The sequence below is a fragment of the Candidatus Planktophila limnetica genome (assembly GCF_002288365.1).
Lineage (GTDB): Bacteria > Actinomycetota > Actinomycetes > Nanopelagicales > Nanopelagicaceae > Planktophila > Planktophila limnetica.
Genome location: NZ_CP016782.1, coordinates 750,948 through 765,831, shown reverse-complemented (window position 1 = coordinate 765,831; position 14,884 = coordinate 750,948). Strand labels below are relative to the sequence as shown.

15 protein-coding genes are annotated in these 14,884 nt (G+C 45.4%); all 15 read left to right on the top strand.

Going from position 1 to position 14,884, the window contains the following annotated elements; all coding sequences use genetic code 11:
- The first annotated feature begins 12 nt into the window (after nt 1-12).
- The 15 genes from PHILAsVB114_RS04065 to PHILAsVB114_RS04000 are packed head-to-tail and all read left to right on the top strand — an operon-like array spanning nt 13 to nt 14,880.
- A complete protein-coding gene (locus PHILAsVB114_RS04065) occupies nt 13-951 on the top strand; it encodes an RluA family pseudouridine synthase (RefSeq protein ID WP_095698111.1) in 939 nt (312 codons plus the stop codon).
- An 18-nt stretch (nt 952-969) separates the two neighbouring features.
- Nucleotides 970-4,464, top strand: a complete 3,495-nt coding sequence (gene dnaE, locus PHILAsVB114_RS04060) for a DNA polymerase III subunit alpha (protein ID WP_095698110.1) — start codon at nt 970-972, stop codon at nt 4,462-4,464.
- Nucleotides 4,465-4,521: 57 nt separating this feature from the next.
- Nucleotides 4,522-5,838, top strand: a complete 1,317-nt coding sequence (hisD, locus tag PHILAsVB114_RS04055; protein WP_095698109.1) for a histidinol dehydrogenase — start codon at nt 4,522-4,524, stop codon at nt 5,836-5,838.
- Nucleotides 5,835-6,929: a histidinol-phosphate transaminase gene (locus PHILAsVB114_RS04050; RefSeq protein ID WP_095698108.1), complete on the top strand. Its 1,095-nt coding sequence runs from the start codon at nt 5,835-5,837 to the stop codon at nt 6,927-6,929. Before hisD ends, PHILAsVB114_RS04050 begins: the two co-directional genes overlap by 4 nt.
- 13 nt (nt 6,930-6,942) lie before the next feature.
- On the top strand, nt 6,943-7,527 hold the full coding sequence (gene hisB / locus PHILAsVB114_RS04045; RefSeq protein ID WP_095698107.1) for an imidazoleglycerol-phosphate dehydratase HisB: 585 nt from the start codon (nt 6,943-6,945) through the stop codon (nt 7,525-7,527).
- A complete protein-coding gene (gene hisH, locus PHILAsVB114_RS04040) occupies nt 7,524-8,117 on the top strand; it encodes an imidazole glycerol phosphate synthase subunit HisH (protein ID WP_095698106.1) in 594 nt (197 codons plus the stop codon). The genes hisB and hisH overlap by 4 nt, the downstream gene beginning before the upstream one ends.
- Complete coding sequence (gene priA / locus PHILAsVB114_RS04035) at nt 8,114-8,839, top strand: bifunctional 1-(5-phosphoribosyl)-5-((5-phosphoribosylamino)methylideneamino)imidazole-4-carboxamide isomerase/phosphoribosylanthranilate isomerase PriA (protein ID WP_095698105.1); 726 nt, start codon at nt 8,114-8,116, stop codon at nt 8,837-8,839. The genes hisH and priA overlap by 4 nt, the downstream gene beginning before the upstream one ends.
- Nucleotides 8,836-9,609: an imidazole glycerol phosphate synthase subunit HisF gene (gene hisF / locus PHILAsVB114_RS04030; RefSeq protein WP_095698104.1), complete on the top strand. Its 774-nt coding sequence runs from the start codon at nt 8,836-8,838 to the stop codon at nt 9,607-9,609. Before priA ends, hisF begins: the two co-directional genes overlap by 4 nt.
- Nucleotides 9,610-9,623: 14 nt before the next feature.
- Complete coding sequence (gene hisI, locus PHILAsVB114_RS04025) at nt 9,624-9,968, top strand: phosphoribosyl-AMP cyclohydrolase (protein WP_095698103.1); 345 nt, start codon at nt 9,624-9,626, stop codon at nt 9,966-9,968.
- Entirely contained in the window at nt 9,965-11,452 is a 1,488-nt protein-coding gene (locus PHILAsVB114_RS04020) for an anthranilate synthase component I (protein WP_095698102.1), read from the top strand. The genes hisI and PHILAsVB114_RS04020 overlap by 4 nt, the downstream gene beginning before the upstream one ends.
- A complete protein-coding gene (locus tag PHILAsVB114_RS06950) occupies nt 11,449-11,622 on the top strand; it encodes a hypothetical protein (RefSeq protein ID WP_157906147.1) in 174 nt (57 codons plus the stop codon). The genes PHILAsVB114_RS04020 and PHILAsVB114_RS06950 overlap by 4 nt, the downstream gene beginning before the upstream one ends.
- Complete coding sequence (gene trpC / locus PHILAsVB114_RS04015) at nt 11,619-12,392, top strand: indole-3-glycerol phosphate synthase TrpC (protein ID WP_095698101.1); 774 nt, start codon at nt 11,619-11,621, stop codon at nt 12,390-12,392. The genes PHILAsVB114_RS06950 and trpC overlap by 4 nt, the downstream gene beginning before the upstream one ends.
- A gap of 9 nt (nt 12,393-12,401) precedes the next feature.
- On the top strand, nt 12,402-13,601 hold the full coding sequence (gene trpB, locus PHILAsVB114_RS04010; protein ID WP_095698100.1) for a tryptophan synthase subunit beta: 1,200 nt from the start codon (nt 12,402-12,404) through the stop codon (nt 13,599-13,601).
- Nucleotides 13,601-14,407 (top strand): tryptophan synthase subunit alpha, encoded by an 807-nt coding sequence (trpA, locus tag PHILAsVB114_RS04005; protein ID WP_095698099.1) that lies wholly within the window; start codon nt 13,601-13,603, stop codon nt 14,405-14,407. Before trpB ends, trpA begins: the two co-directional genes overlap by 1 nt.
- The gene (locus PHILAsVB114_RS04000) at nt 14,404-14,880 is read left to right on the top strand and encodes a MauE/DoxX family redox-associated membrane protein (RefSeq protein ID WP_095698098.1); all 477 of its coding nucleotides are present in this window, start codon (nt 14,404-14,406) and stop codon (nt 14,878-14,880) included. The genes trpA and PHILAsVB114_RS04000 overlap by 4 nt, the downstream gene beginning before the upstream one ends.
- Nucleotides 14,881-14,884 lie beyond the last annotated feature (4 nt).

The window sequence follows — 14,884 nt, the reverse complement described above, 5'->3', positions numbered from 1 at the left end:
CAAGAGTTGAAAATGGCACGCATATCTCGAACCTTGTCAGTCCCAGAGGGCGTTGCTGGCGAGCGTATAGATAGTGCGCTGACACGAGTTCTTGGACTCTCTCGCACTGCAGTTGTTCGCTTACTAGAAGATGGCGATATCACCACATCAGGTAAGGCTATGAATAAGTCCGACAAAGTTGCTGCCGGACAAATTATTGAAGTACTGATGCCGCAAGAGAAGAATTCTGAACCTATTCCACTGACGCCAATTCCTGGTTTATCAATTATTTATAATGACGATTCAATTGTTGTCATTGATAAGCCAGTGGGTTGCGCCGCCCACCCAAGTCCAGGATGGGAAGGTCCAACAGTTGTCGGTGCCTTAAGCGCCGCTGGTTACACAATTTCAACAAGTGGTCCAGCAGAGCGTGCTGGCATTGTGCATCGATTAGATGTTGGAACAAGCGGGCTCATGGTTGTGGCCAAGACGGATCAGGCCTATACCTTTTTAAAAGATGCTTTCAAATCTCGCAACGTTACAAAGATTTATCACGCGCTCATTCAAGGTCACATGGATCCAAGTACCGGAACGATTGATGCACCCATTGATCGTCATCCAAAAGAGGATCATCGCTTTGCAGTTGTTGCTAACGGAAAAGAAAGCATTACGCATTATGAAGTCATCGAATTTTATCGCGGTGTTTCTTTAGTTAAAGTGGAGTTAGAAACTGGGCGCACTCATCAAATTAGAGTTCATTTCTCTGCGCTTCGACATCCATTAGTTGGAGACCTTACTTATGGCGCAGATCCCGCACTTGCAGCATCTCTTGGGATGTCTCGTCCATGGTTACACGCAATGGTTTTAGAACTAACACACCCGCGCTCTGGTGAGCGTTTAACCTTTAACGCGCCATACCCTGCTGATCTCACAAATGCTCTGGCGTTGCTTTCCAGCGCAGTTCTTCCGTAAGAGATAGCCTCACCACCAATGTCATCTTTTGCCCACCTTCATGTTCATACCGAGTATTCAATGCTCGATGGTGCCGCGCGCGTTGCAGATCTTGTAGCAGAAGTCGCCCGCCAGGAGATGCCGGCGATTGCAATGACAGATCATGGAAATGTATTTGGTGCTTTTGATTTCTATAAGCAAGCAAAAAAAGTTGGCGTTAAACCAATCATCGGAATCGAAGCTTACGTTGCACCTGAATCTCGTTTTGAAAAGAAGCGAGTGAAGTGGGCCGATGGCGGCCAAGATGATGTCTCTGGTGGTGGTGCTTATACGCACATGACAATTTTGGCCGAAAACAATGAAGGACTTTCAAATCTTTTCAGACTTTCATCCCTTGCATCCCTGGAAGGCTATTACTACAAGCCGCGGATGGATCGTGAGTTACTAACAAAATATGCAAAAGGATTGATCGCAACAACTGGCTGTCCTGGTGGAGAAATACAGACTCGCCTTCGAATGGGTGCATTTAAAGAAGCTATGGCTGCAGCTTCAGATTATCGAGACATCTTCGGCGCCGAAAATTTCTTCCTTGAAATTATGGATCACGGTATCGATATCGAATCACGCGTTAAAGCTGATTTACTTAAGTTGGGCAAAGAGCTTGGATTGCCACTGCTGGCCACAAATGATTTGCACTACACATTCAATGAAGATGCACGTTCACATGAGGCACTGCTCTGTGTGCAATCTGGATCAACTCTTGCAGATCCCAAGAGATTTAAATTCGATAACGATGAGTTTTATCTTAAAACTCCGGCACAGATGCGCGAACTATTCAAAGAAATTCCTGAAAGTTGCGATAACACTTTGTTGATTGCCGAACGATGCAATGTGACGCTGCGCGAAGGTGAGAATTTACTTCCACGCTTTGAAGTTCCCGCAGGTGAAACAGAGGATTCATGGCTGATAAAAGAGGCAGAACGTGGATTAATCAATCGCATGGGCAATCGATTAACTGATGAACACCATGCACGTTTGAAATATGAGTTAGATGTCATGATCAAAATGGGATTTCCTGGTTACTTCTTAGTGGTTGCAGATTTAGTTGCACATGCAAAGCAGGTGGCAATCCGAGTTGGTCCTGGTCGCGGTTCTGCCGCTGGTTCACTTGTTGCCTATGCACTCGGAATTACAGGTCTTGATCCACTTGAGCACGGTTTACTCTTCGAGCGATTTTTAAATCCAGAACGTATCTCTATGCCAGATATTGATCTGGATTTTGATGAACGCAGACGCAGCGAAATGATTCGTTATGCAACAACAAAATATGGCGAAGATCGCGTTGCTCAAATCATTACCTACGGCACCATTAAATCTAAGCAGGCGATTAAAGACTCCACTCGTGTACTTGGCTATCCATATGCCATCGGTGAAAAGCTCACTAAAGCGCTGCCACCATCTGTTATGGGTAAAGATATTTCTTTGGCCGGAGTATTTGATTCAACTAATGATCGATACTCAGAAGCCGGGGAGTTTAGAACTCTCTATGAAAGTGATCCTGATTCCAAAACAGTTATAGATACTGCAATGGGACTTGAAGGGCTCAAGCGCCAGTGGGGCGTGCACGCAGCCGGAGTTATTCTCTCTCGCGAACCACTATTAGATGTCATTCCTATTCATCGCCGCGAAGCAGATGGTTCCATCATTACCCAATTTGATATGGGTGCATGCGAAGCAACTGGATTGCTCAAGATGGATTTTCTTGGCCTTCGAAATCTTTCCGTTCTAGATGATGCTCTGTTAAACATCAAGGCAAATAAAGGCGTTGATGTTGTTCTAGAAGATCTCACGTTAGATGACAAAAAAACATTCGAACTCTTATCCCGCGGTGACACCCTGGGTGTGTTCCAGCTAGATGGTGGGCCGATGCGCGCACTTTTGCGCAGCATGTCACCTGATTCTTTCCAAGATATCTCTGCAGTTATTGCTCTCTATCGCCCAGGTCCAATGGGAGAAAATGCGCACAATAACTATGCGGATAGAAAGAACAAACGCAAACCGGTCGAGCCAATTCACGCTGAGTTATCAGATTCCCTCAATGAAATTTTGGGCGATACGTATGGATTAATTGTTTACCAAGAACAGGTTATGGCCATTGCGCAAAAAGTTGCGGGATTCTCACTTGGACGCGCAGATCTCTTGCGTAAAGCAATGAGTAAGAAGAACAAGGAAATTCTTGATAAGGAATACATTCCATTTGAAGCTGGTATGAAGACAAATGGTTTTGGTAATGCCGCTATCAAGCGCTTGTGGGATGTTTTGATTCCGTTCTCAGACTATGCGTTCAACCGTGCCCATAGTGCGGGTTACGGCGTAGTTTCATATTGGACCGCATACCTCAAAGCCAATTATCCAACTGAATACATGGCAGCACTTCTCACATCTGTTCGAGATGATAAAGATAAATCTGCTCTGTATTTAAGTGAGTGCCGTCGTATGGGTATTCAAGTATTGCCACCAGATGTTAATGAATCTGACGCCGAATACACCCCACGAGGAACAGATATTCGTTTCGGTCTAGCCGCAATTAGAAACGTTGGCGAAGGCGTGGTTGCATCTATTAAGAGTGGACGAGATGGCAAAGGGCGCTACCAATCCTTCGGAGATTTCTTAGCCAAAGTAGATGCACAGGTGTGTAATAAGAAAACAATCGAATCATTGATTAAGGCCGGCGCATTTGATTCCCTGTCTCACACGCGTAAAGGATTAATGGCTGTTTATTTGGAGGCAATTGATTCAGTCATTGAAACAAAACGCGCTGAAGCAATCGGACAATTTGATTTGTTCGGAGGCGAGTCAGCAACGTCGGTATCAAATGTTGCGCTAGATATTCCAACAGGTGAGTGGGAAAAAGCAATGCTTTTATCCTATGAACGAGAAATGTTGGGACTCTATGTTTCAGATCATCCATTACTCGGTGTTGAACATGTGTTGCGTTCTGGAACAGATATGTCGATTAGCGAATTACTAGATGATGGTGGCCATCATGACCAGATCGTCACCATTGGCGGACTGATTACATCTGTCACAAGAAAAGTAACCAGACAAGGTGCGTCGTGGGCAGTTGTCACCATTGAAGATCTTGAAGGATCTATTGAAGCTCTCTTCTTTTCCAATACCTACAATCAATACGCCTTAACTCTGACTGAAGATCGAATTGTTCTCATTCGTGGTCGAGTTGATAAGCGTGAAGATCAAGTCAGATTTACAGCCCTTGAAATGAAAAATGCGGACGTCAGCGCCGCACCGACAGGTCCGCTTGTAATCACCCTGCCAATTAATCAATGCACACCACCAGTTGTTGATCGCATGAAAGAGATTCTTCGTTCACACCCTGGAAAACGCGAAGTTCATTTACATCTAGATGAGAATGGAATGCGCACCGTGATGAAATTGGACACCTTGATTACATCATCGCCATCGCTGAGCGCTGATCTCAAATCAATCCTCGGGCCTAACTGCCTTCAGGGCTAGTAGAATTGGGCATTGAAATAGCTAATTTCCACATCTAAAGTTTTGTGAGGCGAGCAGATGATGCGTTTAGTAGACCTTCGTGGTCAACGCCTATCAAAGTCGGCTTATAACAACCTCATTCCTCGCGCCGCACTCGATGTCGCGCAAGCAATGAAATTAGTTGAACCAATTTTAGCGCGTGTGAAAAATGGAAATGAAAGTGATTTGATTGCACTGGCAAAAGAATTCGATGGTGTGGCCCCGCAGCAGATAAAGGTTCCGAGAGAAGCGCTCACACGAGCACTGAAAGAATTAGACCCAAAAATACGCACAGCGTTAGAAATTTCTGCAGAGCGAATTAGAACTGTTCACAACGATCAAAGACGCACGCAAAGCATTACAAAAGTAGTCGATGGTGGCACAGTCACAGAACGATGGGTGCCAGTGGATCGTGTTGGCTTATATGTTCCAGGCGGTCGCGCTGTTTATCCAAGCAGTGTGATGATGAATGTTATTCCTGCCCAAATCGCTGCGGTTGCAAGCATTGCAGTTGCATCCCCTCCTCAAAGTGAATTTGGGGGATTGCCACACCCAACAATTCTTGCAACGTGTGAACTCCTTGGTGTTACCGAGGTATATGCAGTCGGTGGTGCACAAGCAATTGCACTCTTCGCATACGGCATGGAAGATGTCTGTGAAAAGTGCGACCTAGTAACTGGTCCTGGAAATATTTACGTTGCCGCTGCAAAGCGCGCTTTGCGTGGGATTATTGGTATCGATTCTGAAGCAGGACCAACAGAAATCGCAATCATCGCTGATAAGAGCGCGCTAGCCGCAGATGTTGCTGCAGATCTGATCAGCCAAGCAGAACACGATGTCATCGCAGCTGCCGTTCTGATTACAGATAGCCAGGAACTAATTGACGAAGTTCAAAAAGAACTTGTCACGCGCGTTGCACGAACAAAGCACTCAGAGCGAATTACTGAAGCGCTAACTGGAATTCAATCAGCTTGCGTATTAGTTGACTCCACAGAACACGCAATAGATGTTGCAAATGCTTACGCTGCAGAGCACCTAGAAATTCAAACAAAAAACAGCGAGAAAGATGCGCAGAAAATTAGAAATGCTGGCGCTGTTTTCATTGGTCGTTTCTCTCCAGTCTCACTCGGTGATTATTCAGCCGGGTCTAATCACGTATTGCCAACTGGTGGATGTGCTTGCCACTCAAGTGGTTTATCTGTTCAAACATTTTTACGCGGACTTCACTTCATCGAATACAACGAGGATGCATTTACACAGATTCTTCCGACGGTTATTACATTGGCTAACTCAGAAGATCTACCCGCGCACGGTGAAGCCATGAGCGCGCGTTTAGAGAATAAGAGTTCATCATGAGTACGTGGCCACAGTGGCTTCCGCTGCGCGAAGAGCTTGCACCAATGTCTGCCTATGGTGCGCCACAAGTAGAAGCAGATGCATCACTTAATACAAATGAAAATCCATTTTCGCCATCACCAGAACTCGTTAAGGCGATTGCAGCCCGAGTAACCGAGATTGGCTCGCGACTTAATCGCTATCCAGATCGCGAAGCAACAGAGCTGCGAACATCATTGGCTAATTACATAAATTCTCAATCTGCAACCTCTATAGATATATCCAATGTGTGGGCTGCAAATGGAAGCAATGAAATTATTCAATCTATTTTTCTTGCCTTTGGCCGTAAATCTGCCCTTGGCTTCACACCTTCGTATTCAATGCATCCTTTGATTGCAAAGGTCACTGCAACTCCATGGATTGATGGCACTCGACGCAAAGACTTCACTCTTGATTGTGATGCGGCTGCGTCTCAGATCGAATCCCTTCGTCCTACTCTGACATTTATTACAACTCCTAATAATCCAACAGGGAGCGCACTTCTCATATCTGAAATAGAGATGCTGGCTCGAAGCACGCAATTAGTTGGTGGTTTGCTTGTCATCGATGAGGCGTATGCAGAGTTTTCATCTGAAAAATCAGCAATTACTCTGATTGAAAAGTTTCCAAATGTTGTAGTTATTCGAACTATGAGCAAAGCATTCGCATTCGCTGGTGCACGTGTGGGCTATCTTGTTGCGCATCCATCCGTGATTGATGCAATGCGACTAGTTCGACTTCCCTATCACCTCAGTGCGCTCACGCAAGTGGCGGCTAGTGCAGCCCTTGAATTTAGTGATGAACTATTAGCAACTGTTCAAGGATTGATTGCAGCCCGAGAAGATCTGGCAAGTGAACTCAGTGCTTTAGGCCTTGAAGTCATTCCAAGCTGCTCGAATTTCTTGCTCTTCTCGGGATTCAAGCGAGCAAGTGCAGATGTATGGAAAGATTTGCTCGATAAAGGGGTTCTGATCCGCGATGTGGGCCTCGAAGGATATTTGCGAGTAACAATCGGCAACGGAGCCGAAAACAAGAAGTTCTTAATGGCGATAAAAGAAGTACTCAACAAGTGAAGCAGGGGAAAAAATGAGAAGTGCACGCGTAGAACGAACAACGAAAGAATCTAGCGTTCTTGTTGAACTTAACCTTGATGGTCAGGGAAACATATCTGTCGATACAGGTGTCGCGTTCTTTGATCACATGCTTTCACAACTTGGTAAGCACTCTGGTTTTGATTTAACTGTGAAAACTACCGGCGACATCGAAGTTGATTCTCACCATACTGTCGAAGATACATCTTTGGCATTTGGCCAAGCACTTCGTGAAGCACTCGGTGATAAGGCAGGCATTCGTCGCTTTGGTGATGCCATGGTTCCACTTGATGAAGTTCTTGTTCAAGCTGCAGTTGATTTGTCAGGACGTCCCTATCTAGTTCACCGCCAGCCAGAAATTGTTGAACTCATCGGAACATTTGATACAACTCTCGGTAAGCACATTTGGGAATCTATTGTCGCCGAAGCGCGCATCGCACTTCATATTAGAGTTCTTGAAGGACGCAATGCGCACCACGTATTTGAAGCACAATTTAAAGCTGTTGCTCGAGCACTGCGCGATGCGGTTGCGCTGGATTCACGAGTAAGCGGAGTGCCATCGACTAAGGGCGTTCTTTGATAGCAATTTTGGATTACGGATCGGGAAATTTACGATCCGCCCAACGAGCGTTTGCAACGACAGGCCATGATGTTCACATCACATCAGATCTAGAGGTTGCCCTTAAATCTGACGGGCTAGTTGTTCCTGGTGTTGGCGCATTTGCTGCATGCATGAATGGAATCAATGAAATCGATGCTGCTGATGTAATTCGTCAACGCCAAGTCGCAGGTAAGGCCACGTTAGGCATTTGTATTGGAATGCAGATTCTTTTTAGTGATGGCCTAGAACATGGCAAACACAAAGGAATTGGTATGTGGAACGGAAGTATTGATGCACTTGATGCACCGATTCTTCCGCATATGGGTTGGAACACCGTTGAAGTTACTGGCTCAACAAAACTCTTTAAAGGTGTTGAAAAAGAATCTTTTTACTTTGTGCATTCATATGCAGCCAAGAAATCTGTTGGTGTGACACAAGCATGGACAACGCATGGTGAAAAATTCTTAGCAGCGGTTGAAGATGGCCCACTTTCTGCCACGCAATTTCATCCTGAAAAATCAGGCCAAGCCGGGCTAACTTTGATTGCAAATTGGAGCGCTGGGCTATGAGTTATCTGGAGTTATTGCCTGCAGTAGATGTTAAAGATGGCAAAGCCGTTCGATTGGTTCAAGGCGAACTCAGTCAAGAAACTAATTATGGAAAGCCACTAGATGCAGCTCTTGATTTCCAAAAATCAGGCGCCGAATGGATACACCTTGTAGATCTTGATGCCGCATTTGGAATTGGGAGCAATGCAGATTTGTTAGCAGAAGTAATCGGGGCTTTAGATATTAAAGTTGAGTTATCAGGTGGTATCCGAGATGACGAATCATTGCATCGAGCTCTTGCAACAGGGTGCACACGAGTAAATCTAGGAACTGCTGCACTAGAAGACCCTGAGTGGACTTCACGTGTGATTGCAGAGTTTGGCGATCGCATCGCAGTGGGTCTAGATGTTCGTGGTAACACATTGTCAGCTCGCGGTTGGACTCGAGACGGCGGCGATCTCTTCGAAACTATTACGCGATTAGATCGAGATGGTTGTGCGCGTTATGTAGTTACGGATGTAACCAAAGATGGAACCCTTGCAGGCCCAAATCTTGAACTACTTAAGAGTGTTTGCGCAGTCACCAAGGCGCCAGTAATCGCAAGCGGTGGCATATCTAATTTAAGCGATATCGAAAATTTAGCAGCGCTTAGAAGTATTGGCATTGAAGGAGCGATTGTTGGTAAGGCGTTGTATGCCGGCGCTTTTACATTGCAACAGGCGCTGGAAGTAACAAAGCGATGACACTTTCTGTTCGCATAATCGCATGTCTAGATGTCACTGATGGACGTGTTGTTAAGGGAGTTAATTTCACAGACTTAGTCGATGCAGGCGATCCAGTTGAGATGGCTGCGTTATATGACAGCGAAGGTGTTGATGAGTTAACGTTTTTAGATATCTCAGCGAGTTCAGCTGGGCGCGATACTACGTTAAATGTTGTTCGCCGCACCGCAGAGCAAGTCTTTATTCCATTAACCGTTGGTGGGGGAATTAGAAGTGTCGATGATGTAAACAGATTGCTCCGAGCAGGCGCGGACAAGGTTTCAATTAATACCGCAGCATTGAAACGTCCGGAGTTAATTTCAGAAATTGTTGATCGATTTGGTTCTCAAGTTTTAGTTCTCTCTGTAGATGCCAGACGTGCACGAACTGAATCAGGTTTTGAAGTAACAACACATGGTGGACGTGAAAGTGCTGGGTTAGATGCAATCGCGTGGGTTGAAAAGGCGTGTGCGCTCGGTGTTGGTGAAATTTTGCTCAATTCAATGGACGCCGATGGAACCAGAGCGGGATATGACATTGGAATGATCACAGCGGTGCGTTCAGTCGCCAAAGTTCCATTGATAGCAAGTGGTGGGGCAGGAGCACTCTCAGATTTTGCTGCAGCACTTGATGCTGGAGCAGATGCTCTACTTGCTGCAAGTGTTTTCCACTTTGGAGTTCATAGAATTGGCGATGTAAAGAGGTATTTAAGCGGGGCTGGTTATTCGGTTCGCACCGTCAATAACTCATAGGGCAGAATTAAGCCATGAGCGACTATCTATTATCTGCACAAGTTCGTGGGTTGCTCAAAGATCCACAGCTATTGATTCCAGCAATCGCACAGGATGCGCACACTAAAGAAGTTTTAATGCTTGCCTACGTTAACCAAGAAGCACTGGCTCAGATGATTGCAACAGGTGCTGGCACATATTGGTCTCGCTCACGAAATGAAATATGGGTAAAAGGGGCGACTTCAGGGCATACGCAGAAAGTTATTTCTCTCTCACTTGATTGTGATGGTGATGCACTGCTCATATCAGTAGAACAAATTGGGGCAGCGTGTCACACAGGCGATGCAACCTGTTTTCATCAGCCGGTGCAACTGGGATGAATTTAGAAGAGTTTCGTTCCTTTGCACGAAATTACAACGTTATTCCAGTAACGCGTAAATTACTGGCAGATGGTGAAACACCTTTAGGTATTTATAGAAAACTCGCAAAGAGCGCGCCAAATACTTTTCTACTTGAATCAGCCGAGCACGGTGGAGCCTGGTCAAGGTATTCATTTATTGGAGTACGCACCGAATCAACACTGAGTGAAAAAGATGGGGCTGCAGTGTGGATAGGAACATATCCAGCCGGTGCACCGCAGGGAGTTGATCCATTAGAGGCTCTTCGAATTAGTGCATCACATTTGAAATCTCCAGTAATACCAGGATTGCCACCGCTGACCGGTGGACTTGTTGGTTATATGGGTTATGACTCTGTGCGGCGATTAGAAAAAATTGGAAACTCTTCGAAAAAAGATTTACCTCTGCCAGAACTCGCATTTATGTTAACAAGTGATTTAGCAGTGATGGATCACAGCGATGGCACCGTGACGCTCATAGCTAATGCCATAAATTGGGATGCAAGTGATAATCGAATTGATGAAGCCTATGCCGAATGCGTAAAGCGTTTAGATCGCATGCAAGCAGAGCTCAATGCACCTTTGGATGGTTTTGTGAGTGTGCTGGAAGATCGTTCACTACCTGAATTTGATTCAAATACAACGGATGAAAAATATCGTCAATCTGTTAATGAAATTAAAGATGAGATTGTGGCTGGAGAAGCCTTTCAAGTTGTTCTCTCTCAACGTTTTAGTATGGATGTCAAGGCCGAACCGATAGATGTGTATCGAATGCTCAGGTTGCACAACCCCAGTCCATATATGTATTTGTTCCAATTTAACGACGGAATCAGTGTTGTTGGCTCTAGTCCAGAAGCTCTCGTAAAGGTAAATCAAAAAGAGGTGATGGTTCATCCGATCGCAGGCACAAGAAAACGTTCAGCTTCACCTGAAATTGATAAGAAATTAGCAGAAGAGTTATTGGCCGATCCAAAAGAACGCGCAGAACATCTCATGCTCGTTGACTTAGGTCGCAATGACTTGGGAAGAATCTGTAAACCAGGAAGTGTTGAAGTTATTGATTTCATGCACATCGAACGCTATTCCCATGTCATGCATATTGTTTCAACAGTGACCGGAACCCTTTCTGATAAATCTAATTGCGTTGATGCTCTTTTTGCAGTTTTCCCAGCCGGAACATTATCTGGCGCCCCAAAGCCACGAGCGATGCAGATCATTGAAGATCATGAAAGTACACGTCGTGGAATTTACGGAGGTGCAATCGGATATATCGATTTCACCGGAAACATTGATACCTGTATTGCAATTCGCACGGCAGTTTTATATGACGGCAAAGCATATGTTCAAGCAGGTGCAGGAATTGTTGCCGATTCTGATGCTGAGTCAGAAAACCAAGAGTGTCACAACAAGGCTGCTGCCGTCCTCGGTGCAATTCACGCTGCAAATTCTTTAGCGAGTCGGCGATGAACAATATTTTTATCTCAGCCATCTCAGTCATTGTTGTAATAGTTGCAGCATTTTTTCTCTCTTCACGATTCAAACTTTCGAAAAGGTATGACAGAAAACCTGAAAAGTTAACTTCATGGAATCGCCAAGACATTGGTGAAGATCCAAGTACCGATGGGCGCTCGAAATGAGCGTTCTTGATTCAATCATTGAAGGCGTTAAAGAAGATTTAGAATCCAGAAAGCTTTCAAGAGCGCAGATTCTTGAAGCCGTTGAAAAAGCCGCTGCTGTGCGAGCAGATATTTCTAGTTTTCAGAACAACTCTCTTTCATTGATTGCAGAAGTCAAGAGATCATCTCCTAGCAAAGGTGCACTGGCGCCAATTTCCGATCCAGCCCTGTTGGCTAGTAAATATGAAAAAGGGGGAGCGAGTGCAATAAGTGTTCTGACAGAGCGTCGCAGATTTGGTGGTTCGTTAGAAGATTTAGATGCTGTGCGCAAAGCAGTTGATCTACCAATCTTGCGAAAAGATTTCATGGTAGATGAGTACCAATTCTTTGAAGCTCGCGCACATGGCGCAGATCTTGTTTTATTGATAGTGGCAGCTCTTTCAAAGAATCAACTCTTGGATTATTTGGATTTAACTCAAGAGTTAGGCATGCACGCAATCGTTGAAGTTCACACTATGGATGAGCTTGAGATTGCACTCGATGCTCCATCTGAAATGATCGGCGTGAACTCCAGAAATTTAAAGACCCTAGAAGTTGACTCGATTGCATTTAAAGATTTATTACCACGTATTCCTACCGATGTGATTCGCATTGCAGAGTCAGGAATTTCCACCCCTGCCGATGTGCAGTACGCCGTGGACTCTGGAGCCAACGCGATTTTGGTTGGCGAGGCGTTAGTACGCGCGGGGGACCCAGAATTCGCCGTGCAGCACTTACTCGGAGAACAGTAAGATTTGTACATGAGTACATCATCGACAGATATTGGAGCTGGCCACTTCGGTCAGTTCGGTGGTCGCTATGTTCCAGAAGCTCTCATTGGAGCACTCGATGAAATTGAAAGCGCCCACAATGCTGCGCAAAAAGATCCAGTATTTCTCGCAGAGCTCGCGCACCTGCATAAGACTTATTCTGGACGACCAAGCATCATTACTGAAGCGAAAAGATTTGCAGAACATGCAGGTGGCGCTCGGATAATTCTTAAGCGAGAAGATCTTAATCACACTGGAAGCCACAAGATTAATAACGTTTTAGGACAAGCACTTCTTGCCAAGCGCTCTGGTAAGAAACGAATTATTGCCGAAACTGGCGCGGGCCAACACGGCGTTGCATCTGCAACGGCAGCAGCTTTGATGGGCTTGGAATGTGTTGTGTATATGGGCGAAGAAGATACAAAGCGCCAAGCACTTAACGTAGTTCGAATGAAATTATTAGGCGCTGAAGTTGTTCCAGTTACAACTGGATCAAAAACTCTTAAAGATGCGATTAATGAGGCAATGCGCGATTGGGTAACAAATGTCGAAACAACTAATTACCTCTTTGGAACAGTAGCTGGACCGCACCCATTTCCAACAATGGTCAGAGATTTTCAGAAAATTATTGGCGAAGAAGCACGCGCCCAAGTATTAGAACTCACTGGCAAGTTACCTGATGCTGTTCTTGCATGTGTCGGTGGCGGATCAAATGCCATCGGTATTTTCTATGATTTTATTAAGGATAAGGATGTTCGATTAATCGGATTAGAAGCTGGTGGAGATGGCGTTGAAACTGGCCGTCACGCAGCAACTATTACGGGTGGAACACCAGGTGTATTACACGGAGCACGTTCTTACTTACTCCAAGATGAGAATGGTCAAACTGTTGAGTCGCATTCGATTTCAGCAGGTTTGGATTATCCAGGCGTTGGTCCAGAGCACGCATACTTAAGTGAAATAGGTCGTACCGAGTATCGCGCTATTACTGATGCCGAAGCAATGTATGCATTTTCACTGCTGTGCAAGACAGAAGGAATCATCCCTGCAATTGAAACTGCGCACGCATTAGCTGGAGCACTACAAGTGGGTCGCGAATTAGGAAAAGATGCCACCTTGCTCATTAATCTTTCAGGCCGCGGAGATAAGGATGTAGTCACTGCAGCTGAGTATTTCGGAATTCCTCTGTAATGAGCACACCCTTAGATCAACTATTTACGAAGACTCGATCAGAAAATAGAGCAGCACTGATTGCATATATTCCAGCCGGATATCCAACACAAGAAGGTTGCAAAGCAGTCATTGATGCATTTGCTGATGCAGGAGTAGATGCAATCGAAATCGGTTTTCCATATAGCGATCCGGTAATGGATGGACCAACTATTCAAGAAGCGGCAAATACATCTTTAAATGCTGGTACCGGTGCAAAAGAGGTTTTTGAGGCACTCGCTCATGCGACTGCTCGTGGGATACCAAGTGTTGTTATGACCTACTGGAATCCAATCGAGAAATATGGAATCGAAAAATTCGCAGAATCAATTGCATCGAATTCGGGTTCTGGGGTTATTACTCCTGATCTTCCAGTGGATGAAGCTCAACCTTGGACCGCAGCAAGTCACTCATCAAAAATCAATTCAATATTTGTTGTGGCGCCGAGTACAACTGATGCACGCCTAGAAAAAGTTACTGCGCAATGTTCAGGATTTGTATACGCAGCATCCCTGATGGGCGTTACGGGCGCGCGCACAGGAATTTCAGCCGGAGCCAAAGATCTAGTTGATCGCATTAAAAAAGTAACCAAGATTCCTGTGGCCGTTGGTTTGGGAGTTTCTACCCGCGAACATGCCAAGGAAGTGGCTGGCTATGCAGATGGCGTCATCGTGGGTTCAGCATTTATTAATGCATTAAATGGCGCTGACTCTCTAGATTCGGGAATAAATGCGGTGCGTGCACTCGTTGAACAATTAGCGCTAGGTGTTCGAGAGGGCAGGGGATGAAAAAAGCACAACCGTGGATTGGATTACTCGCTCGCTTAGTTTTAGGTGGAGTGCTTTTAGTCGCTGGTTATCTCAAAGTATTTACACCAGATAAATCAATGATGGCTGTTCGTGCCTATGAGATCTTGCCTATTTGGCTCGCAAATATTCTTGGAATTGTTCTGCCTTGGCTTGAAGTTGGCGCGGGAGTACTTCTCATTATTGGTGTGGGAGTTCGCTATGCCGCGATGTTTGGTGCAGGCCTGATGGTGCTTTTTATCATCGCAATCGCTCAAGCCTGGGCGCGAGGCCTATCCATTGACTGCGGTTGTTTTGGCGGCGGTGGCACCGTTGATCCAAGTGAAACCAAGTATTTAGAAGAAATTTTGCGTGACATAGGCTTAGCGCTCTGCGGTCTCTATCTTCTTCGCTACCCTATAACCAAGTTTGCACTCGAAAAGAAACCATCACAGGAACTAATACCGGGAGAATAAAGAC

Excerpts from the sequence above, each read along its gene's own strand:
- priA (WP_095698105.1), top strand. The coding sequence starts at position 8,114 with ATGAGTTATCTGGAGTTATTGCCTGCAGTAGATGTTAAAGATGGCAAA.
- PHILAsVB114_RS04020 (WP_095698102.1), top strand. The coding sequence starts at position 9,965 with ATGAATTTAGAAGAGTTTCGTTCCTTTGCACGAAATTACAACGTTATT.
- trpC (WP_095698101.1), top strand. The coding sequence starts at position 11,619 with ATGAGCGTTCTTGATTCAATCATTGAAGGCGTTAAAGAAGATTTAGAA.
- PHILAsVB114_RS04065 (WP_095698111.1), top strand. The coding sequence starts at position 13 with ATGGCACGCATATCTCGAACCTTGTCAGTCCCAGAGGGCGTTGCTGGC.
- hisF (WP_095698104.1), top strand. The coding sequence starts at position 8,836 with ATGACACTTTCTGTTCGCATAATCGCATGTCTAGATGTCACTGATGGA.
- hisB (WP_095698107.1), top strand. The coding sequence starts at position 6,943 with ATGAGAAGTGCACGCGTAGAACGAACAACGAAAGAATCTAGCGTTCTT.
- PHILAsVB114_RS04000 (WP_095698098.1), top strand. The coding sequence starts at position 14,404 with ATGAAAAAAGCACAACCGTGGATTGGATTACTCGCTCGCTTAGTTTTA.
- trpA (WP_095698099.1), top strand. The coding sequence starts at position 13,601 with ATGAGCACACCCTTAGATCAACTATTTACGAAGACTCGATCAGAAAAT.
- dnaE (WP_095698110.1), top strand. The coding sequence starts at position 970 with ATGTCATCTTTTGCCCACCTTCATGTTCATACCGAGTATTCAATGCTC.
- hisD (WP_095698109.1), top strand. The coding sequence starts at position 4,522 with ATGATGCGTTTAGTAGACCTTCGTGGTCAACGCCTATCAAAGTCGGCT.
- PHILAsVB114_RS06950 (WP_157906147.1), top strand. The coding sequence starts at position 11,449 with ATGAACAATATTTTTATCTCAGCCATCTCAGTCATTGTTGTAATAGTT.
- trpB (WP_095698100.1), top strand. The coding sequence starts at position 12,402 with ATGAGTACATCATCGACAGATATTGGAGCTGGCCACTTCGGTCAGTTC.
- hisI (WP_095698103.1), top strand. The coding sequence starts at position 9,624 with ATGAGCGACTATCTATTATCTGCACAAGTTCGTGGGTTGCTCAAAGAT.
- PHILAsVB114_RS04050 (WP_095698108.1), top strand. The coding sequence starts at position 5,835 with ATGAGTACGTGGCCACAGTGGCTTCCGCTGCGCGAAGAGCTTGCACCA.